The 21142-nt window shown below is 68.1% G+C and carries 17 protein-coding genes; 8 read left to right on the forward strand and 9 right to left on the reverse strand.

Annotated elements, in window-relative coordinates; all coding sequences use genetic code 11:
• Together VFQ05_18730 and VFQ05_18735 are read right to left on the reverse strand one after the other, a co-directional pair.
• Complete coding sequence (locus tag VFQ05_18730) at positions 1-1206, reverse strand: N-acetylmuramoyl-L-alanine amidase (GenBank protein HET9328806.1); 1206 nt, start codon at positions 1204-1206, stop codon at positions 1-3.
• Positions 1207-1268: 62 nt separating this feature from the next.
• Complete coding sequence (locus VFQ05_18735; protein ID HET9328807.1) at positions 1269-2780, reverse strand: Do family serine endopeptidase; 1512 nt, start codon at positions 2778-2780, stop codon at positions 1269-1271.
• 242 nt (positions 2781-3022) lie between these two features.
• Between VFQ05_18735 and VFQ05_18740 the strand changes: the two genes are divergently transcribed.
• Positions 3023-3781, forward strand: coding sequence for a UDP-2,3-diacylglucosamine diphosphatase (locus VFQ05_18740; GenBank protein HET9328808.1), 759 nt, complete (start codon positions 3023-3025; stop codon positions 3779-3781).
• Positions 3782-3783: 2 nt separating this feature from the next.
• Here the strand turns inward: VFQ05_18740 and VFQ05_18745 are convergent, their stop codons facing one another.
• From VFQ05_18745 to VFQ05_18775, 7 genes are all read right to left on the reverse strand, one after another.
• Positions 3784-4653: a PorV/PorQ family protein gene (locus VFQ05_18745; protein ID HET9328809.1), complete on the reverse strand. Its 870-nt coding sequence runs from the start codon at positions 4651-4653 to the stop codon at positions 3784-3786.
• Between the two features lie 128 nt (positions 4654-4781).
• Positions 4782-6482, reverse strand: coding sequence for a DUF4384 domain-containing protein (locus tag VFQ05_18750; protein HET9328810.1), 1701 nt, complete (start codon positions 6480-6482; stop codon positions 4782-4784).
• Positions 6479-6991 carry a hypothetical protein gene (locus tag VFQ05_18755; protein HET9328811.1) on the reverse strand — a complete coding sequence of 171 codons (513 nt, stop codon included), beginning with the start codon at positions 6989-6991 and terminating at the stop codon, positions 6479-6481. The genes VFQ05_18750 and VFQ05_18755 overlap by 4 nt, the downstream gene beginning before the upstream one ends.
• A gap of 7 nt (positions 6992-6998) precedes the next feature.
• Positions 6999-7826 (reverse strand): fibronectin type III domain-containing protein, encoded by an 828-nt coding sequence (locus VFQ05_18760; GenBank protein HET9328812.1) that lies wholly within the window; start codon positions 7824-7826, stop codon positions 6999-7001.
• A gap of 801 nt (positions 7827-8627) precedes the next feature.
• Entirely contained in the window at positions 8628-11702 is a 3075-nt protein-coding gene (locus VFQ05_18765; GenBank protein ID HET9328813.1) for a sigma 54-interacting transcriptional regulator, read from the reverse strand.
• Positions 11703-11785: 83 nt separating this feature from the next.
• Positions 11786-12034 carry a hypothetical protein gene (locus tag VFQ05_18770; GenBank protein HET9328814.1) on the reverse strand — a complete coding sequence of 83 codons (249 nt, stop codon included), beginning with the start codon at positions 12032-12034 and terminating at the stop codon, positions 11786-11788.
• Positions 12035-12085: 51 nt separating this feature from the next.
• Positions 12086-13135 carry a Ppx/GppA phosphatase family protein gene (locus VFQ05_18775; GenBank protein ID HET9328815.1) on the reverse strand — a complete coding sequence of 350 codons (1050 nt, stop codon included), beginning with the start codon at positions 13133-13135 and terminating at the stop codon, positions 12086-12088.
• Positions 13136-13277: 142 nt separating this feature from the next.
• Between VFQ05_18775 and rlmN the strand changes: the two genes are divergently transcribed.
• The 7 genes from rlmN (at position 13278) to VFQ05_18810 (ending at position 21140) form a co-directional block, all read left to right on the forward strand.
• Positions 13278-14348 (forward strand): 23S rRNA (adenine(2503)-C(2))-methyltransferase RlmN, encoded by a 1071-nt coding sequence (gene rlmN / locus VFQ05_18780; GenBank protein ID HET9328816.1) that lies wholly within the window; start codon positions 13278-13280, stop codon positions 14346-14348.
• The gene (locus tag VFQ05_18785) at positions 14345-15907 is read left to right on the forward strand and encodes an ATP-binding protein (GenBank protein ID HET9328817.1); all 1563 of its coding nucleotides are present in this window, start codon (positions 14345-14347) and stop codon (positions 15905-15907) included. The genes rlmN and VFQ05_18785 overlap by 4 nt, the downstream gene beginning before the upstream one ends.
• On the forward strand, positions 15904-17247 hold the full coding sequence (locus VFQ05_18790; protein ID HET9328818.1) for a sigma-54 dependent transcriptional regulator: 1344 nt from the start codon (positions 15904-15906) through the stop codon (positions 17245-17247). Before VFQ05_18785 ends, VFQ05_18790 begins: the two co-directional genes overlap by 4 nt.
• Positions 17248-17380: 133 nt before the next feature.
• Positions 17381-17950 (forward strand): sigma-70 family RNA polymerase sigma factor, encoded by a 570-nt coding sequence (locus tag VFQ05_18795; protein ID HET9328819.1) that lies wholly within the window; start codon positions 17381-17383, stop codon positions 17948-17950.
• On the forward strand, positions 17943-18923 hold the full coding sequence (locus VFQ05_18800) for a zf-HC2 domain-containing protein (protein HET9328820.1): 981 nt from the start codon (positions 17943-17945) through the stop codon (positions 18921-18923). Before VFQ05_18795 ends, VFQ05_18800 begins: the two co-directional genes overlap by 8 nt.
• A 159-nt stretch (positions 18924-19082) precedes the next feature.
• Complete coding sequence (locus VFQ05_18805; GenBank protein ID HET9328821.1) at positions 19083-20441, forward strand: hypothetical protein; 1359 nt, start codon at positions 19083-19085, stop codon at positions 20439-20441.
• A gap of 6 nt (positions 20442-20447) precedes the next feature.
• Positions 20448-21140, forward strand: coding sequence for a DUF4390 domain-containing protein (locus VFQ05_18810; GenBank protein ID HET9328822.1), 693 nt, complete (start codon positions 20448-20450; stop codon positions 21138-21140).
• The last annotated feature ends 2 nt before the right edge of the window (positions 21141-21142 follow it).

Raw genomic sequence — 21142 nt, forward strand, 5'->3', positions numbered from 1 at the left:
TCAGCTCCCGGCCGCACCGTCCTTGTCTTCCGCCTGGAGTCCGATCCCGGCCTTCTTGAAGTACTCCTTCACGCCCCGCGAGATCTGCTTGGCCATGTCTTCCTGGAAGTCCTTGCTCTTCAGCAGTCGGGCTTCCTTGGGATTGTTGATGAAGGCTGTCTCCACCAGGATCGACGGGAACTCGACCGACTTGAGGACCACGAAGCCCGCCTGCTTCACGCCGCGCGACTCGAGCCGGCGATCGGCTGCGATATGGTCGAGCACCGATTCGGCCAGCAGCTGGCTCTGCTGAAGCGCCGAGGAGCGTTTCACGTCGTAAAGGATGTTGACCAGCTCGTCCTCCGTCTTCGGCGGAACACCCCCCACCAGGTCGGCCGCGTTCTCGAGATCCGCCAGATCCTTGTCGGCCTGATCTCCCGCGCCCCGCAGCGAGAGGAAGTAGACCTCCGTGCCGTTTCCGGAGCCGCGCCGCTTGGAGGAGTTGGCGTGGATGCTGATGAACACGTCGGCCTTCATCTTCTCGGCCAGGTGGTAGCGATCGTGCAAGGGGATGAAGTAGTCGCCATCGCGAGTCAGGATGCCTCGCACGCCCGGGATCTTGTTGAGCTCGTCCACCAGCACGCGCGCCACCGCGAGCGTCACGTTCTTCTCCAGGACCGACACGCTGCGCGGGCCGCGGGCGCCGGTATCCATGCCGCCGTGGCCGGCATCGACCGCGACGACGCGGACGCGCTCCTTCTTCTTCTTGGTGGCGATGGTCGCCAGCTTCTCGATCTGCGCCACCGCGCCACCCGGCTTGGTGACGTCGACGACGACCCGGTAGGGCTGGTCTCCCTGGGCCGGCAGGCTGAAGACCCGGAAGCGCAGCGAATCACGGAACCAGAGCCGGAACGCGGCGCCCTCGACGCCCGTGGTCACGATCACGGAGTCGATCACGCCGTCGTTCACCCGGAGCACGGAGGGCACGCCGGCCCCCAGCGCCACGGGCTCGCCGGGCACGGTGACGCGGACGCCGGGGGACTGGCCGGAGTCGGGCGCCACGTGGGCCACCAGGCGGGAGAAGTCCATCACCACCCGCGTGGAGGTCGGCGACGACCAGGAGCGCATGCCAGTCAGCGTGACCGGAGCGCTGGGCGCCGCGAACGCAGGAGTGGCGAGCGCGGCAAGACCGAAAAGAATGGCGAGGCGTCTCGTGATGCGTCCCATCGGCTCCTTCCTTGGAGCGGGAGGCGGCTCGCGCCGCCTCCCTCCGTCTGTGACGACTGCCGTCACTCGCTCAGACGCAACGGCACGAATTGCGAGTTGTTCCCACGCCGGACCAGGAGCACGGCATGCTTGCCGCGACTCTTGGCGTCACGGAGCATACGGCCGAACGTGCCGGAATCGGTCGCCGGCTTCCCTCCGACTTCCTCGATGACGTCGTTGGCCGCCAGACCGGCGTCGTCCGCCGGGCTGCCTTCCTTGACCTCGGTGACCAACACACCGCTTCTCACGCCGGCTTCGGATCGCTCCTGATTGTCCAGGTCGCGCACCGTGAGACCGCCGAGCTGCTCACTGCTGCGCGCCGATCCCGGCGCGCCGCCGGAACGCGGCGCCTCGTTGAGCGAAGCGACGACGGCCTGATCGCGCAGACCGAGCGTGACGGCGACGTTCACACGCTTGCCGTCACGGAGCACGGTGACCGGAACCCTGCGACCCACCGGAGTATCGGCTACCTTGAGCCGGAACTTCTGAAGATCGGCCACCGGCTGGCCATCATACTCGACAATGACGTCGTTGCGACGCAGCCCCGCCTTGTCCGCGGGCTGCCCCGAAATCACGTTGGAGATGACGACGCCGCGGTCTTCCTTGATGCCGAAGCCTTCGGCGATCTCCGGCGTCAGCTCGGCCAGATTCACACCCAGCCACGCGCGTTGCACTTCGCCGTGGGCGACGAGCTGGTCGGCGACGTGCCGCGCCAGGTTCATGGGAATCGCGAAACCAATCCCCTGACCGCTCGGATTGATCGCGGTGTTGATTCCAATTGCCTCGCCGCGGATGTTGCACAGCGGGCCCCCCGAGTTGCCGAAGTTGATCGACGCGTCGGTCTGGATGAAGTCCTGGAAGTCGGGAGTGCCGCCGAAGATGTTGAGGTTCGAGCGGCCGGTGGCGCTGATGATGCCCACCGTCACCGATCCCCGCAGCTGACCCAGCGGATTGCCGATCGCGATGGCCCAGTCGCCGACTCGCATCTTGTCGGAATCACCCAGAGGAAGCACCGGCAGCTTCGTGCCCTCGATCTTGATCACCGCGACGTCCGTGCCCGGATCCGCACCCACCACCTTGGCCTTGAACGTCCGCTTGTCGTTCAGCGTGACGGTGATGTCCTGGGCGTTGCTCACCACATGGTTGTTGGTGAGGATGTGCCCGTCGGTGTCCACGATGAAGCCCGAGCCCGAGCTCGGAATGCGCTGCTGGCGCCGGGGTGCGTCGTTGAAGAAGCGATGGAACCATTCCTCGCCTTCGTCGCCGCCCTGGCCGTCGCTGTTGCCTCGCGCCGCGCCTTTGCGCACATCGATGAACACGACCGCGGGCAGCGCCTTGTCGACGACGCCCACGAAGGGACTCTCGGGGATTGGTGCGCTCGACGTGACGGAAGACAGCCCCGTCTTGGCAGCTTTCGGCTCGATCTGGACGTTGAACCCCGCGCTCAGACCGAGACCGATCACCAGACCCACGAGGACGAGCAACGCCGCGCCGACGTAGTAGCGCCGCGGCGAGATGCTTCGCTCTGGTCTCATCTTGATCCTCCCGTTTTCAATCGACGGTCCCGAGACCGGCGCCGCGCGTGGCGACGGTCACGGGGCCCCATTTCATGACCTTGAGGTTATCGGCAGGGGCAATTCGGCTGTCAGATTGCGGTAAAATCCCCGGCTCGGCTCCCTTTTGACGAGCTTCTGTCGCAGGGATTATACCGAGCGGGTTACCTCCGGTTCCGCAACGGATACGAGCGCGGTGCCATGGCTTGTGAGCGCCACACCCCGTGGCTAGACTGCCGCTCATGCTGCCACCCGGGACGGCGGTCTATTTCTTGTCCGACGCCCATCTCGGGGGTGAGTCCAGACCTCGGGAAGCCCCTCGCGAAGCCCGGCTCCACCGCTTCCTGGCCCACGTCGCCGCTCATGGGGCGGCGCTCTACGTCGTCGGCGATCTCTTCGACTTCTGGTTCGAGTATCGGACTGCAATCCCCCGCCGGCATTTCGAGACGCTGGCCGCGCTGCGCGAGCTGCGCCGGGCCGGCGTCGAGGTTCACTACCTCACCGGCAACCACGACTTCTGGCTTGGACCCTTCCTGAGCCAGGAGATGGGCCTCGTCACCCATCCGGGCGCGGTGACGGTCGAGTGTCAGGGGCGCCGGGTGTGGCTCCATCACGGCGACGGACTGATCGGCGGCGACCTCGGTTACCGGATCCTCAAGCGAGTCGTGCGCCATCCGGCCAGCATCGGCCTCTACCGCTTCCTGCATCCGGATCTCGGCATCCCGCTGGCTCACTACTTTTCGAACCTGTCGCGGGACTCGAGGAGCCGCCGCCCTCTGGATGGCGATCGGCTGTGGCGGGAGATCGCGGAGCCTCGATTCGCGGAAGGATTCGACACCGTGATGGTCGGCCACTTCCACCACGTCTACGAGCGGCGCGATGGTAACCGCTCGTTCTTCGTGCTCGGAGACTGGATGGAGCACTTCACCTACGTGGCGCTGCAGGGTGGAGAGCTGAAACTCCAGACCTGGCCCGAGTCCTGACCTCAGAACTGGGCGGTCAGGCTGAGGCGGTGCGTTTCACCGACCTCGAGCCGATAGGGCACGAAGGCGTAGTCGAAGCGCAGGCCCTCGTTGCCGTATCCCGCGCCGATGCTGAAGTTGGTCGCTTCGTCGTTCAGCCGGAAGCCGGCCCGCAAGGCCGCCCCCGAGGCGTGCGCCGCCTCGGCGCCGAGCATCCCGATGCCCGGACGCCCGCGCGTGAATCGCGCTTCCAGCGCCCCGCGCAGATCCAGGCCGCCCGCCGGGAAGCCGTACGACGTGCCCGCCTGCACGGCCATGGGCAGTGAGACCGCAGAGCCCCGTACGCCGTCGAAGCTGTAAGCCGCCGAGGGCCCGAGATTGTGAACGGAAAGGCTGGTGCGCAGTCGCGGCAAGGATGCCGGATCCCAGGTGACGCCGCCGCCCACGGCCCAGGTGGTCGCGGAGAAGTCGGAGAGTCGCTCGCGCACGATCTGAGCCGTCCCTCCCGCTCTGAGGCCTGGTCTCAGCACGCCGCCATACGCCAGAGCCAGCTCGAGATCGTGGGAGCCGAACGTTCCGGTCTCGTTGCCCAGCTCGTCCCGCTCGGTGATCGGCTCCGAGTAGAGAGCCCGCACCGATGCCGCGACGCCTCCGCCCCACAGCTTGCCGGCCATCCCGAACTGGGCATGCCGGAGATGCTCGAGGAACTCGTAGTGCGAGGCCGTGATCTGGAAGCCCCGGGCGGCCGCGAGCCCGGCGGGGTTCCAGAACGCCGACTCGACCCCTTCGCTCACCGACGCATAGGCCCCGCCCATCGCGGAGGCCCGGGCGCCCGCCGGCACTTCGAGGAACGCGAATCCCGATGGATCGGCCAGGGCGGGCCCTGCAGGCAAGGAAAGAGCGGCCGCGCAGGCGACCGCTCTCGAGAAAACTCGCAATCTCAACGTGGGACCCCCATCTCCGCCGTCCTTCCGAGCGGCCTGCTCGAATTCGCGGCGGCCAGTCTAGCAGGTCCCCCGCGCTACCGGTGGCCTCCTCTGCCTCCACCACCCCGACCTTCCCCGCCGCCACCACTCACTCGTCCGTGACCGTTGCCGCCACCACCATTGCTGGAACCACCGCGGCTAACAGTCCCGCGGTCTCCGCCGCGGTCTCCACCGCCGCCCCCGCCACCTCCGCTGGAGCGCTGGACCTGGCCGCCGGACTCGGACCGTGGCGTCTCCGGCGCAGGACGCTGCGACCAGCTCCGCTCCACCCGGGACTCCGACCCTCTTGGGCTCGGCCGGTCGGATTCGCCGCGGCCGCGCTCGAACAGCGAACGAACCGTAGGCCGGCCATCACCCTCCCTCCGTCCTTCGCCGCGTCCGACCCAGCGGATCCGGCCTTCCTCGAAGCGGTTTCCATTACCCCGGATGACCCTCGGGGGTTCACGCTCAGTGCCTTCCCGGCGGAGCCGAGGATCGCTCGACCGCAAGCCGCCGCGCACGACCTGGCGGGGGCGCTCGATCCGGCCGTCAGCATCCCTCAGGATCGCGCCACGGGCTTCGGGGTCGCCGTCTCTCAAGCGTCCCCGTGCCACTTCCCTCGATGGGGCGATGCGGCCTCCGGGGTCTCGGAAGATGCTCCGCAGCCCGCCTTCGCGAGTGCGGACGTCTCCGGTGCGGACCCTGCCGCCGCCATTCCTTCCCATCGCGACCTCGCGTCCGGCCATCAGTCCTGGGGCCGCTCTGCGGGCCGAAGTGCCGCTCCCGTCGCCGAACTTGTCCGGCGGGGTATAGCCAGGAGGAGGAGGCGACTTGTAGCGCGTGGTGGAAGCGCCCATCACTCTTGACCAGGTCGTCCAGCCATTCCAGGACGAGTAGCTGCCATGGCTCGCGTACATCTGATAGTGCGGCGGGCAATCGTTGCGGATGACGTAGTAGTAATAAGGCACCGTGCCGAACCAGTAGCTAGGTCCCCAGTACCACCCCCAGTTCACCCGGAACGTGAAGACCGAGCACGTCGTGTAGTACGGGTCGAAGCCGTCCCACCATGCCCAGCGCTCCGGACGATGACAGTCGTTGCACAGGTAGCGCGGGTACTTCACGCGCTCGTGCACGTAGTAGGTGGCGTACGAAGTGCCGAAGCCGTCCTCGTCTTCCGGATCTTCGAGCACGGCTCTGCGAATGCGCTCCATGGCCACGAACGGATCGCCGACGATCTTGCCGTCCCGCGTCACGCCGTCGTCTTCATTGATCTCGCCTTCGTACCCGAGCTCTTCCGCCTGCATGTCGTAGGGACGCAGGTACCACGGCATGTCGCGGAAAGGCCGATTCGAGAGCAGGGCGACCAGGAAGCCCTGGCCGGTCGCGGACTCGACGACGAGCTCCAGGTTCGACTCAGGGGAAGGGAACTCGAGCGTCTTCTGGCCTTCGATGAAGCCTCGACTGCCCAGGGTGGGCCACAGCAGCCGCACGTATCCCTCGGTGTCGATCTCGTAGACCATCAGATACCCGTCGTCCGAGGTGCGCACGCTGACGGCCATGGGCTCCCCCGGCTGATAGACGGCGTCGCTCCCCCGATCGGTCCACAGCTCCACGTCGACGGCCCCGGAGATCTCGGGGTGCGGACTCTTGTATTGCTCCACCGGCGGCGATCGATCATCAGGATCGTCTTGCGCCCAGGCGGCAGTTGCTCCTACCAGCAGGACCGTCAAGACCAGGAACCAGCGGGTCGCTCTCATGTGCTCCAACCTCCACGCCCGGACCGGCGTTCGTCCGCGTCACGCGGCTCCCTGCGCTCGCGTCCTCGTTTGCGTTCCTTCTTGCCCTCCGGAGCGGAACCCTTGGACTTGCCTTCGATTTCAGGGGCCCGTTCCGACGGACCAGAGCGTCCGGACTTCCAGCGGTCGTAATCCCGCTCCGCCCGATAGCGAGGCAGCGACCGGTAGCCCGGTGTATAGCGGTAGCGTCCGTACTCCGGGTGCTGCTCCCGGATCCTCACGTAGCGCTCCCGATAGAGGCGCACGGTTTGCGGATGGGCCGACCACGAGTAGCGGAATCCGTAACCCGCGCACCAATCGTAATACGGATCGAAGAACCTGTAACCATGGCAGTCATAGCAGAAGTAACTGGCATGGGGCCTCGATGCGACGCTGTAGGTCGAGCCGAAGTACGCCTCGTGGTAGCCGTAATAACAGCCCGAGAGTCCGAGCAGGGCCGCGGCGAGTCCCACCCAACCCGTCCAGCGCACACGCCTCCTATGGGTTCCATGCGATCGGGCGGGTCGCGCCACGCTCGCCATTCTTCACCTTGCCCGCGCGCAGCTCGCGGTTGCCGGGGTCCTCCTGGTACGCCCAGTCGAAGACCACCTCCGCCGCGCTGCCCGACGCGGGACGAATATCGGTGACCCGGAACTTCGCGTAGTTGTCGTCACGGGTCCACACGATGTAACAGTGCCCGATGATGAGCTCGACGCTCCCGCTCGGCGACCAGCCGGTGGTCGGGGCGTAGTCGACGGCATCGAGGGTGGTGCGGTAGCCGGCATCCTGGATGTCGGTATTCAGGTCCGGGACGAACATCTGATAGATGCCGCCGTTGAACCCGAAGAACATGTCCGTGAGCGGATGGTTCACCGAGCGCACGGCAAAGGCCGAGAAGTCGTAGCCGGCGTTCAGCGTGTCGGCGAGGTAGTTGGTCAGGACCCGGCCCACGCCCTCGGGTCGGGGCGTGTCGAACAGGACTTCGACCGACAGCTCGCTCTCGTTGCCGGCATGGTCGAAGGCGGCGACCGCATAGTAACGCGTCACGCCGTTGGTGAGGCCGGTGACGGTGAAGCTGGTGCCGGAGGTCGCTCCGACGCGGTCGTACGGACAGCTTCCGCCCGCATCGCAGGGCGCCTCGTAGATGCGATAGCCGGCCACGTCACCCTCGGTGTTGGCGAGCCAGTGGACGAAGACTTCGCCGTCACCGGTCACGGTGTACACGCCGCGCGGGGCCGCCGGTGGGCTGTGGTCGCCGACGGTGCCGCCATCGTTACAGCCGGCGGCCAGGAGCAGGGTCGCGATCAGTAACCACCTGGTGCCCATTGCGATTGCCTCCTTCGGCGGCTGGGAGCGGGGTCGCCTGTTCAGGAAATGGCAATGCACATGCCACGGTGCGGCATCGCCGGAGGTATCCCCGCCGTGAGCGCAACCTCAGGTAACAAATGAACTTGAGACGGCCCTAAAAGCGGCGCGAGCGGGGCGCTACGAGGGCGGTGCGGCGCGGAGCGGACGCAATCGTGCGGGGCTGCCACACCGCACAAAAAAGAAGGACACCGGTCGACGAACTCGCCGCATCAGCCAGGACATCCCCCAGTGTTGGCCGAAACCGCGAAGACCGGTGTCCTATCAACCCCCGTGACTCGATTTCGATCTCGGTGGACCGACACGAGTGGACCGGGTTTGGACATGCCGACCCGCCTCGATCTCAACCGAGCCGCAGGGATACCGCGTCTGCAACTTCTTGAATCTTCCAGGCTAGCCGGTCGGTCGAACCGGTGCGATGTCAAGAAGACTGGGGCTCGTACCCTCGTCCTATGCCCGACACGTACCGGCTAGCCCAGATTTTCCGAGACGTCTGCTCAAAGATGTCGTGCTTCGCTGCTGGAGGTCCCCCCTCCAGTGGCTGATGTTCAGCACTTGTTGTGCCAGCCTGTTCGTCGCGAAGCGAAAGGGGCGCGAACCGCAGTGCGTTCATCTGCTTGCGGCGGCTGGTCGCGTGTGCGCTCCAAGGGCGGTTGGAGCCAGGATTCCGAAACAAAATTTGAGCCCCGTGAACCGGGCCGCTAAGTGGGCTCGTAGCACGGGGCTCGTTATCAAGCGGTTTAATACCGCGATTCAAATCAGCTAATTGCCGTTGCGGCTCCGCTCGAGCTTGAAGCTCCGGATCTTGGTCAGCAAGGTCGGGTAGCTGAGGCCGAGATCGCGGGCCGTACGCGCCTTGTTCCAGCGGTTGCGCTCCAGCGCCTCGGCCACCATGCGGCGCTCGAGCTGCGCGACGTTGGACCGCAGTGTGCGCCCGACGGACCTGGGATCCACGACGACGTCGCGGATCTCGGCCGGCAGGAGCGAGCGGTCGAGCACCGCCCCCTCGTCGGCCAGCACCACCATGCGCTTCACGGTCTTCTCCAGCTCGCGCACGTTGCCTCGCCAGTCGTGAGCGAGAAGCGCCTTGAGGACGTCGGAGCCGAAACCCTTCAGGGGCTTCTCCATCTGGCGGCTGAAGAGGTCGAGGAAATGCTGCGCCAGCGTCGGGATGTCTTCTCGCCGCTCGCGCAGCGCGGGCACCCGCACCGTGATGTCGTTGAGCCGGTAGAAGAGGTCCTCGAGGAACCGTCCCGACTGGATGCGATCGCGCAGGTCTCCGTTGGTGGCGCAGATCACCCGGGCATCGACGTGCCTGCTGCGGGTGGCACCGACCGGCCGCACCTCACCGCGGTCGAGCACGTGGAGCAGCTTGGCCTGCACCGTCTCGGGGACCTTCTCGATCTCGTCCAGGAAGATGGTTCCACCCTCGGCCTCCTCGAAGAGACCGGTCTTGTCGCGGTTCGCGCCGGTGAAGGCGCCCTGCACGTAGCCGAAGAGCTCGCTCTCGAGCAGCTGCTCGGGAATCGCCGCGCAGTTGACCTGAACGAAGGGACCGTCGCGGCGGCTCGAGATCTCGTGCACCACGTGGGCGAGCAGGCCTTTGCCCGTGCCGGTCTCGCCGAGGAAGAGCACCGTCGCCGAGCTGTCGCCGACCTTGGTGAGGAGCTTGAGGATGTCCGCCATCTCCGCGGAGTTGCTCACCACCCGATCGAGGCCGGGCACCGGCTTGAGCTGCTTGCGTAGCTCCTGGTTCTCCATGAGCAGCAAGGACCGCTGTGCCTCGACGATCGCGACGGCGGCGGTGTTCGCCAGCACGGCCAGCAGGTTGAGGTCGCGCTGCTTGAACGCGCCGTGCAGGTTGTCGCTGAAGCGGTCGACGTACACCATCCCCAGTGCCTGCGAGGGGAAGTTGAGCGGGACGCAGACCAGCGAGCCCACGCCTTCGAGTGAGCCACCGAGCGCCGCGCTGAAGCGCGGATCCGCGGCGACCCGGCTCGAGTACACCGGACCGGATTCGCCCATGCGGTGTCCGGCCAGCCCCTGCACGAGCTGCATGATGCGGCGCGCGCGGTCACGACCCAGGCCGTGCTGCGCCACCACGTCCATGCGGCTCCCCGCGGAGTTGTAGGCGACGAAGCCACGGTCGCCGCCCGCGTGCTCCACCGCCAGCTTCACGGTCTGGGCGAGCAGCCCCTCCATATCGGAAGTGTCGCGGAAGAGCCGATTGGCCTCGTCGAGCGCACGGAATTCGTTCGAGGTCGAGAGTGACACCGCCACGTACTGGCGCTCGATCTCCCTGCGAAGCGCGAGGACGCGATCCTCGCCGCCGGCGTCACCGGCTTCGCGAAGCCACATCTCGGCCTGCTCGAGGTGCGACAGCGCCTGATCGAAGCGCTCGCGCTCGGATTCGAGCCGGGCCATGGTGAGGTAAGCCTCGGCGGACAGGGCGAGCACGCCCAGGTTGCGAAACAATGCCGCGGCACGTTTGGCGGACTCGCCAATCAGCTCCAGATCGACCTGCGCCCGGAGACCTGCAGGCATGAGGAGCAGCAGCTCACCCCAGGAAGCCAGCGTCGTCCCCAACTCGTAGCTCTCGCTCAGCTGCTCGAAGGCCTGAGCCGCCGCGCGAATATGACTCTCGACGCCATTCACGTTGCCGCGCAGTGCTTCGAGACGGGCCATAGCGCGCTCGGCGACTGCCTGCTCCAGCCGGTCACCCAAGGACTGCGCGATGATCGCGCCGCGCAGCAGGTGGTCCTTGCCGTCCTCGGCCTTTCCCATGTGGAGGAGGGCGAGACCGATCCGCGTCTCCAGCTCGCCGACGACGTCGCCTTCGGGAGCGCGCTTGCGCGCGAGATCGAGGGCCGGCAACAGCATCGCCAACGCAGCGGGCGGATTCCCCCGGTCGAGCTCGACCTCGGCCAGGAACTCGCGGGCCAGAGCGCTCTCGCGCTCGGCTCCAACCTGGTCGGCCAGCGTCATCGCTCGGCGGAAGCTCTCCTCCGCCCGGTCGAGCTGGCGCCGCCGGCGCGCGAGGCGGCCCATCGCCATGAGCGCCATCGCTTCGCCCTGCCGGTGTCCGGTGTCGCGCGCGACCTGCAGCGCGGTCCGGAAGTCCTCCTCGGCGAGATCCCATTGGCCCAGGCTGTAGCGCACCAGCCCAAGGTTCTGATGATGCCCGCGCATCTTCGAGTAGAACCCGGCGCGCTCGTCGATCCGGAGCGCCTGCTCGAGGAAGCGCGTGGCCTCGCGCCACTCGCGGAGGTTCTTGTAGACCAGGCCGAGATTGTTGAGGGCGCTGACGAGTCCTTCGGAGTCGTCGATCCTGCGGAAGGTGGCGGCCGCGTCCTGCAGCCACTCGATCGCCTCGGCATTCCGCCCCAGGCGCGTATGGCACACGCCGAGCGTGACGCCGAGCTCGCCGACCGTGCGGTGGTCCTGTCCGTTGCGGAGCGCCCGATAGGCGTAGAGACCGAAGCGTCGCGCGCGATGGTACTGGCCGAGCTGGGCGTGAGCCCACGCCATGGGCGCCGCGATCTGCGCATTGATCACCGGATCGCGCAGAGCCCGGGTCAACTCACGCGCCTGCTCCAGCACCTGGAGCGACGCGGAGAAATCTCCACGCCGGTCCTGGCTGCGAGCCAGCTTGAGTAGAATTCTCAGCCGGTCGGCCGGAGTCGAGTCCGCGGCGTCGTGGCAGGCGGCTGCATATGACTCAACAGCCGCGGCGAAGTTGTCAGCCGCGAAGTAGATGTCGCCGACCGCCTCATGCTGGACGCCCTCCCGAACCGGGAGGCCAGCATGAGCTGAATCGGGGGGGATCGCTCGATGCACCTCGAAGCCTCTAGCACTCCATGCGTCACGAAGCGCCCGCTGGGCCTCGTACGGAAGACCCAGCGCAATGGACGAGCGGCTTTCTAACGACCCAGCCAGCCGCCCAGGTAAACCCTCATCCATACCGCGCTCAGCTGGAGCCAAACTGCTCGGCTCGGGCGGCGCGCGAAGCCGTCATTCCACGACCTAGCTTCTCGAATGTTCTTGGTGGTCACCGGCGGCGGCTCGATGTTCGGTGAATCCGGTTCACCTGCGAAAGCGGCCGTGGTGAGCGCCAATGCCAGAATCGAGAGGCTGAGTCGTACGGCAAACCTGTGCTTCTTGTGCGGCATGCTTCCTTTCTCCCCCAACAGAATTAGAAAACCGCGACGAATGGAGCCCGGTCAGCGGTCGCTGGTTGGAGGGGGGTCTTTAGCAGCGCCGAGTGCAGTATCGGGCCTGGTCGACGACTGGTCAACGGGGAACCGGGTCGGACGACCCAAAGCCTCCCGAAAGGCCAGTCTCGCAAGACCGTAGCGGAGCCCCTGAGTGGAGCAGAGAAGGCTCCGGCTCCTGAACCTTCGGGCAAGCACCCGGACGGCCAGGGCCCCGGCGACGACGATGTCCGCCCGCCCCTTGCCGAGGGCAGTCATCCGCCGCCGGTCGGCTTCGCTCGACCGGATCAATCGATCCACGACGGCCTCGAGCCGGGTGGCGTCGATCAGGCACCCCTCGACCCGCTCCGGTTCGTAGGCCTCGAGCCCCAGATCCAGAACCGCGAAGGCGGTCACCGTCCCCCCCACCCCGGCCAGGACCGGGGCCGACGCCGGCAGATCGCCGCACCGTCGCTCCACCTCGGAGGAAACGAACGCCTCCAGGCTCTCGACCTCGGCAGCCTCGGCAGGGCTTCGGTGGAGGAACCGCTCGGTGAGGCTCACGGCCCCGAAAGGCAGGCTGGTCCAGCGGCCGGCGCGCTCGCCGAATCCGCTGACCACCTCGGTGCTCCCCCCTCCGAGGTCGAAGACGACGCATGAGCTCCGCCGGGCCGGCGTCCCCAGCCCCAGCACCACGGCCTCGTAGACCAGGCGAGCCTCCTCCTCGCCCGACAGGATCCGAACCTCGATCCCGGTCCGGTCGGCGATCTGCCGGGCGACGAGGGGACCGTTGGCGGCGCTGCGCAGCGCGGCGGTCCCGCCGACCAGGAAGCGGCGGGCGCCGAGTGAGCGGCTGCGGCGAACGAACTCGTGGACCAGGTGTGCGGCCCGCTCCGCCAGCTCCGGCTCGATCACGCCAGTCTTCTCCAGTCCGCGGCCGAGGCGGCACGGCTCTCCCGCGCGCGCGACGGTCGACACGCCCTCGAACCCATCCCCGGGCGCCACGTCGGCCACCAGCAGGCGAATCGAGTTCGAGCCGACGTCGATCGCCGCGACGCGGAGTGCGTTGTCGTCGCTCATCACGGCCACCAGGAAGAGTACGAAGGACAGGCGTGAACGGCGGGGGAGATCACCATCAGGCTGCATACCATCCCGCCTGCGTTGACCGCAAATGGAGCCGCTGATAGCTTCGCTCGTCCGCTTGCGCGCGCGCGGGACTCCCATGTCCGTGACCTTGTCCAGATCCTCATCGCTCTCTCGACCCCCGCTCTTCGGCCTGACCCGGGCTTCGCTCGGAACCGGCCTCGTGGATCAGGGTTACCCGCGGTACCGGGCGGATCAGATCTTCGCCTGGATCTACCAGAAGCACCTCCGGACCCCCGCGGCCATGCGCAACCTGCCGGCCGCGCTGAGGGAGCGCATGGAGGCCTTCTACGACCTGCAGATCCCGCGGGTCGCGAGCGCGCACGAGAGCCGTGACGGCATGACCCACAAGTTCGTCATCGAGCTCGACGATGGCGCCCGGGTCGAATGCGTGTCGATGCGCACGGAGCGTCGGCTGACGTTCTGCCTCTCGAGCCAGGCGGGGTGCGCCCTGGGCTGCACCTTCTGCGCGACCGGCCTGATGGGGCTCAAGCGCAACCTCGGGGCTCACGAGATCGTGGGCCAGGTCCTGCGGATGGGCGACTTCCATCAATGGAAGGACCCGCGCTTCAACCTGGTCTTCATGGGAATGGGCGAGCCGCTCGCCAACTACGAGGCCGTGGTCTCGGCCATCCGCATCCTCCACGACGAGCGCGGACTCAACCTCGGCGCGCGACGCATCACCGTCTCCACCAGCGGGGTGATCCCGGGGATCCGCCGGCTGGCCGAGGAAGGCCTGCAGGTCGGACTCGCGCTCTCGCTCCACGCGTGCGACGACGAGCTGCGCGATCGGCTGGTGCCCATCAACAAGCGCTGGCCGGTCGCCGAGCTCATCGACGCCGCCCGCTTCTACGGAGAGAAGAGCGGCCGGCGCGTGACCCTCGAATACACGCTGCTCGCCGGGGTCAACGACCGGCCCGAGGATGCGCGCCGGCTCGCCGAGCTCGCGCGCTCGCTGCCCAGCAAGATCAATCTGATCCCGTACAACCCGGTCCCCGGGCTGTCGTGGAAGCGTCCCTCGCGCGAGGCCGTGGAAGGGTTCGTCCACCGTCTCTATCCGGTGGCGCCCGCGGTGACGGTCCGTCACACCATGGGCGGCGAGATCTGGGCGGCCTGCGGCCAGCTCGGAGGACTGACGCCCGAGACATGAGCCCCGGGACGCCGCGTCCCGCGCTGACGCTCCGCACCCAGCTGTTGCTGGCGTTCCTGGCGCTGGCGCTGATTCCTACCGCCGTGCTCACGACGTTCACGCTCAACCGCCTGGGTCGCGCGCTCGAGCTGTGGAACACGCCCGGCGTCGACCGGGCGCTCGAATCGGCGCTCGAGACCAGCAACACCTCGCTCGCGCGCATGGAAGGGACGGTCCTGGCCCAGGCCGACGAGTACGCGGCGGCGCTGCCTCACGAGCCGCTCACCGGGCCGCGGCGTGCGGCGCTTCAGGCCGGGCTCCGGGCGACGGGGCTGGATTTCATCCAGCTCTACACGCGCCGCGACGGGAAGTGGGGACTGGCCGAGGAAGTGCGGCCCGAGGGCGTGCTGGCGGTGACGCCGATGGATCTCGCGGACGAGCTCGCGTCCGAGCTCCCGGCCGATCGTGTCATCCAGTCGCCGCGCGGGGCGCTGGCCGGCGTCGCGCCCATGGGCGGCGACTACGCGCTGGTCGCCGGCATGCAGTTCCAGCCCGACTATTTCGAATCGCTCGAGCGCGTCGGGCGCGGCGTGAGCTTCTACCGGCGCTTCGGCGTCGTGCGGGACGTGTCGCGCGCCTACATGCTGCTGCTCGTCGCGCTTCTGGTGGCGGCGCTGGCCGGAACCGCGGTGTGGGCGTCGACCGTGCTGGCCGCGGGCCTCACGCGTCCACTGACCCGGCTCGAGCGCGCGCTCGAGAACGTGGCGGCCGGCGATCTCTCCGTGCGCATCGAGCCACAGGGACCGCGCGAGGTGGCGGCGCTCTCCGACCGCTTCAACACCATGACCGAGCGCCTCTCGGCGGCGCGCGACGCTCTGCAGCGCGCCGAGCGCGAAGCCGCGTGGCGCGAAGTCGCGCGCCGGCTGGCTCACGAGTTCAAGAACCTTTTGACACCGATGTCGCTCTCCCTCCACCGTCTGCGTCGCCGCACGGGAGCGGTGACCGACGAGCACCGCACGGCGGTGTCGGAGAGTCTGGCCGCGCTGGCGAACGGCGTGGATCAGATGGCACGGCTCTCGGAGCAGTTCGCGCAATACGCGCGACTTCCGGAGCCGCGCTTCGAGACCGTGGATCTCGATCACGTCGTGCGCTCGGCGGTCGCGCTGCACGAGCACGAGGGGGTTCAGGTGGACGTGGTGAATCCAGCGAGCTCGGTGAACGTGCGGGGCGACTCTCTGCTCTTGTCGCGGGCGGTGCACAACCTGATCCTCAACGCCTGCGAGGCCAGCCCTCAAGGCTCCCGGGTCGAAGTCCGCACGCGCATCGAGGACGGACAGGCGGTGGTCGAAGTGATGGACCGCGGCCAGGGGCTCGACCCGGCGGTGCGGGCGCGCCTGTTCGAGCCTTATGTGAGCACCAAGCGCCGGGGCAGCGGGCTCGGCCTCTCGCTGGTGCGGGATGTCGCGCAGCAGCATGGCGGCCGGGTGACGCTCGAAGATCGCGCCGGCGGCGGCGCCGTGGCGCGCTTCACGGTGCCGCGAGGCGAAGCGCCGGAATCCGGCGAGAGAGGAGACGCATGACGCCGGACACGGCGCTACAGGTGTTGGTGGTCGATGACGATCCCGAAATCCGGCGCACGCTGCGCGGCGTGCTGGAAGACGAAGGCCATCGCGTGTCGGAAGCGGGTGACGGCGTGCGCGCGCTCGAAGCCATCGAGCAGCGACGCTTCGACGTCGTGCTGCTCGACGTCAACATGCCGGAAATGGGCGGTCTCCAGGCGCTGACGATGATCCGTGAGCAGTCGCCGCAGACCGGCGTGATCATGGTGTCGGGCGAGAGCACGATCGGCACCGCCGTGCAGGCGCTGAAGCGCGGCGCCTTCGACTTCATCGAAAAACCGGTCGATCCGGAGCGGCTGCTCGACGTGATCGCCCAGGCCGCCCACGTCACGACCTTGCGTCTCGCGGAATCGAGCAACCCCGCGGACGCGATGGGCATTCTCGGCAAGAGTCCCGCCACGCAGCGTCTGATCGCCGACATCCGCCGCGCGGCGCCTTCGCAGGCCAAGGTGCTCATCACGGGCGAGAACGGATCCGGCAAGGACCTGGTGGCCGAAGCCATCCACCGGCTCTCGAAGCGCGCCGGCAAGCCGTTCGTCAAGCTCAACTGCGCCGCGATCCCGAAGGACCTGGTGGAGAGCGAGCTGTTCGGTCACGAGAAAGGGGCGTTCACCGGCGCGATGCAGAAGAAGGAAGGGCGCCTCGAGCGCGCCGATGAAGGGACCTTGTTCCTGGACGAGATCGGCGACCTGTCGCTGGAAGCCCAGGCCAAGCTGCTGCGCGCGATCGAAACCGGCGAGGTGGATCGCGTCGGCGCGTCGGACACGGTCAAGGTCGACGTTCGCATCGTGTCGGCCACCAACAAGGATCTCGCCGAGGAGATCGAGAAGGGCGAGTTCCGCCGCGATCTCTACTACCGACTCAACACGCTGCCGATCCATGTCGCGCCGCTGCGCGAGCGCCGCACCGACATTCCGCTCATCGCCGAGCACTACCTGGCGATGTTCTGCGCCGCCGAGGGGAAACCCGTCAAGCGCATCACGCCCGAAGCGCTCGAGATCCTCCAGGAGTATCGCTGGCCGGGAAACGTCCGGGAGCTCAAGAACGTCATGGAGCGCGCGGCGATCCTCGTCGAAGGCAGCGAGATCCGGGCCGAAGACGTGGCCCCCTGGATGGAGGCCACGCCGGAGTCGGAAGAGCCGGCCGGCCTGCGCGGCGAGATCGAGCGCCGCGAGGCGGATGCGATCCGCAAGGCGCTGGAGGCCGCCAATTGGAACGTCACCCAGGCGGCGGCCGGCCTCGGCATCGATCGCACCAACCTCCACCGCAAGATGCGCAAGTACGGCCTGGCTCGGCGCTGATTCGGAGCCGTGGTCACACGCCGGCCGGTCGCGCGACGATCGGGTGGGAGCGGCTTTCCCGGCGGCGTTCGGGCGAGCGGCGTCAGGAGTTTCCGTTGCCCGGGATCGATCCCTGTGATTGCGTGCACCCCACATGAACGAGGGCGAACCACCAGCCGCCTTTGCCGCGAGCGAAACCGAGATCCGCTGGAGCGAGGCCGCGGCCTTTCTGCGCCGCCGGCTCGACTACGAGCTGCCGGCCAGCGCCCGTCCCCATCTGGACGACCTGGTGCAGGAGTCGCTGGTGCGGCTGCTGCGCGCCGTGCGGCGCGAGCCGGTGCTGAACGTCGAGGCGTTGATGACCGAGATCGCCCGGCGGGCGGCGATCGACTGCCTGCGGCGCAACACCCGCTGGAGCGCCATCCTGACCGTCGACTCCTCGGAGCTCGATCGGGCCGCGGATTCGGCGCCGTCGCATTCGCGGCTGGGAGATCCGGTGGAGCGGCTGCAGTTCGTCGTGCTGGAATTCTTCACGGTGCGCGAGGCTCGTTGCCAGGAGCTGGCGACCGCGTACTTCGCCGAGCAGGACTGGAAGGCGGTGGCTTCACGGAGCGGGAGGAGCCACGACGCCGTTCGCAAGCAGTGGTCGCGTTGTCTCGAGATGCTGCGCCAGGCGGCTCGCGACGAGTTCGGTCCCCTGATGGAGTGCCTGCGCGATGAATGAGCCACTCGCCTCCGTTCCGCATGACTGGGCGCGCGCCCACCTGGTCCGCTGGCGGGCGGGACTCCTGAGCGAGGAGGATGAGGCTCGCCTCACGGATCACCTTCGAGCGTGCGAAGCGTGCGCGAAGCTCGAGCCGATGGAACGGAGCGCCGCCTCCGATGGCGGCCGGCACCTGCCGGCTTCCGTCCTGGCGCAGTGGTCGCAAGCGCGCACGACGCTGCGCGGGCTCGAGCGCGCGCTGGCTCGCCGCCATCTCGAGCGCTGTGCGGAGTGCCGCCAGGATCTCGAGCTGCTCGGTCACGCGCCTGCTCTGGAGGTGATCCCCGACCTCGAGACGACGACGCTCGATCAGGCCGCCGTCTCGCAGCCTGCGCCGCCCGCGGCTCCACGTCACGCCATTCGCGTCGTGCGGGACGATGCGGGCTTCCGTGGCCGGCGCCTGCGGGATCGCGCGCTGGTCGCCTGGGCGTCATTGGCGACGGCCGCGGCGGCGATCGCGATCGTGGTGCTGGTGCGACGCCCGGTGATCGAAGGCATGCCGGGTCCGATCCCGTTCAGCCTGTCGGCGCCGCCGGCCGCGACGCACCACGCGGCGGGCGGGCCTTCGGTGCGTCTGGCCCCGAGGCCTCGCTCGCTGTCGGGACCGGCACGCGGACCTCGCGGGGGCAAGGTGACGGTCATCCCGGTGATGGGTCCGGTGCCGAGCCTGGCGCTCGCGGTGCGGCCTCTCGACCTTCCGGACACGTCGTGGGTCCAGGTCTCGCTCGTGCGCGGCGATCGCGACACGATGCTCACCGTGCTCCACCGCCAATGGGAGTTCCTGCCCAAGCGCATGCTCGTGATCGAGGGTGGAGACGCGCCGCTCGAGCCGGGCCGATACGCGCTGGTGCTCACCAGCCCGAAGTCCGGCGCGGAGACCCGCAGCGCTCAGACGTCGCGCTATCTCTTCGAGCTTCGCCCCCACCCTCGCTGAGTGCCGCCGCCACACCGCGACGCGCGAAAGCCACAGGAGTCACCAGGGACACGAAGAGAACCCAACCGCCCCCGAAGCGTGAAACCTGGCTGTATCGATCTGGTACGGCGCTTGCGGAACCAGATGGGACTCCGCATCATCCGAGGCCCTGGAGGAACGATGCGAAGCGTACGGCAGGCCTTCTCGGCGTCCATCGTCCTGGTGCTGGGATTCGCGTCGGCCGCGCCGATCGTCCTGACCCCGGACCGGGCCGCGGCGGCCCCGATGGACACGCGGCAATTCGCCGGTGACGAGGACTCCGAGCCACGCCCCGATACGCTCGAGTTCGAGCCCTACCCCGTTCACAGCGAGGACGAGGATTCGGAGCCGCGGCTCTACGACCACGTCGTCACCCACCGCGATCCCGTCGCCGAGTCCCCGTGGCTCCAGGCGCCGTTCAGGGTCCCGCTGTCGGGCAATCGAGAGTACATGCCGCTGCGCCACCCTCGGCGCGGAGGCATCGGGATCGCCTTCGACTACAACCGCGTCGACGAGGTGAGGACCGGGCTCACGTACGAGCACCGGCACCGCGGCATGGCCCCACGCTTCGGAGGCCGGATCGAATACACCACCGCCCGGCATCTGTGGCTCTACGGCGCACACGTCGAGCAGCCGGTCGAGCCCGGCAATCACGTCGCGATCGGCTTCTCGGTCGATCGCGAGACCGATCACATCGAGCTGCAGCAGGTGAGTGACCTGGAGAACAGCCTCGCGCTGCTGCTCGGTCGTCAGGACTATCGCGATTACTTCGATCGCGAAGGATTCGGCGGCTACCTGGCGCTGCGCTGGCCCGGAATCACCACGCTCTCGATCCATGGACGCAACGACCGGTACCGGTCGCTCGAGACCTTCTACGGCACCACGTCCTGGTTCCACAAGAACCGCGAGCTGCGCGAGAACCCTCCGATCGAGGAAGGCGAGGCGCACGTCGCGACGGTGCGGATCGACCGCATGCACCCCGGGGTCGAGGGATTCCACCACTGGGTGGAATTCGAGGCGGCCGGCGTCGGGCTGGGCGGCGACTTCGACTATCGCCGGCTGCTCGCCGATCTGCGCAGCGTCATCCGCCTGTCGCCGTCGGCGACGCTCACGGTCCGTGGCGTGGCGGGCTCCGGCATCCAGGGGCGCCTGCCGCCCCAGCGGGGGTTCACCGTGGGCGGGGTGGATGGATTAAGAGCCCACACCTTTGCGTACTTCCGTGGAGATCAGGTGGCGCTCGGACAACTCGAGTACAGCATGGGGATCGGGCGCTTCCAGAGCGGCGGCTTCGAGATGGGCCTCCACGCCCTCGTCTTTCTCGACACCGGGCGAGCGTGGAGCCATCCCGGGCACTGGGACGTCGCCAACCAACCCTTCGAGACCGACGCCGGCTTCGGGCTGTCGACCAGTGAGGAGACCCTGCGCATCTACTTCGCGAAGAACCTGCAGGATCCCAGCTCCGATTTCGTCATCAGCGCGAGACTGCAGCGCCCGTTCTAGGACCTCGTGCTCCCCGCGCTCCCCTGCTCACGGCGCCTGCTTCGGGTGCACCGGATCACCTTGGCTTCCGCGGCGTGCGCGTGGCTGTGGGCCACGCATGCGCTGGCGCTGGAGGTCCGCCTGTCGACGGCGCGGGAGCGCGGCGGCTACATCTATGTCGCCGCGACGGTGAGCGAGCCCTTCAGCGAGCGAATCGGTGAGAGCCTGCAGCGCGGCATGCCGGCGACTCTGGAGCTCCGAACGGAGCTATGGCGCCGGCGAAACGGCTGGTTCGACCGTCTCGAGAGCGGCTATCAAGCGCAGATGCGGATCCAGTACGAAGCGTGGAACGAGCAGTTCCGCATCGAAGGTCCGCGCGGGCAGACGTTTCGTGTGAACACGCTCGATTCCGCAGCCAGCACGGTCTCTCGGCCCTGGGCGGTGCCGGTGGGCCGCGTCGGCGCCCTCGTGCCGTCGGCGCGCTACTACGTGGTGGTTCACGCGGTGCTCAAGCCGCTGAGCGTCGAGGACGTGGCGGAAGTGGAAGGCTGGCTCTCGGGCGAGGTCAAGACGCAGCGTGGCGCCGGACTCGGCGTGATCACCGAGCTGCCGCGCTCGCTGTTCGACGCGGTGCGGAATTTCGCGGGCTTCGGCGATCAGCGCACGCGCTCGGTCTCGGACGAATTCGGGCTGAGGGATCTGTTCCCCGCGACGCCCTGATC

It is taken from the genome of Candidatus Eisenbacteria bacterium (genome assembly GCA_035712145.1).
Taxonomy (GTDB): domain Bacteria; phylum Eisenbacteria; class RBG-16-71-46; order RBG-16-71-46; family RBG-16-71-46; genus DASTBI01.